This window comes from Monashia sp. HAY1-2A (assembly GCF_056755315.1).
The window spans coordinates 1-246 of the sequence record NZ_JBNDHY010000651.1; the positions used below are offsets into that span (position 1 = coordinate 1).

A 246-nucleotide genomic window follows, 5' to 3' on the forward strand; every position below is an offset into this window, starting at 1 on the left:
TTGATGAGGTCTTCGACGGCCAGCGTGGAGATGGGGTCCAGGGCGGAGCAGGGCTCATCCATGAGGATCACCTGGGGCTCCACGGCGATGGCGCGCGCGATGCACAGACGCTGCTGCTGGCCACCGGAGAGGCCCGAACCCGGCTTGTCCAGGCGGTCCTTGACTTCGTTCCAGAGGTTGGCGCCAACAAGGGACTTCTCAACGAGGGCATCGGCTGCTCCCTTGGAGATCTTCTTGTTGTTCAGC

Annotated in this window: 1 protein-coding gene; it reads right to left on the reverse strand. The window is 63.4% G+C overall.

Features of this window, described 5'->3' with window-relative positions:
- A partial coding sequence (locus tag ACPYOM_RS23410; RefSeq protein ID WP_481347812.1) for an ATP-binding cassette domain-containing protein occupies positions 1–246 on the reverse strand: 246 nt, incomplete at both ends.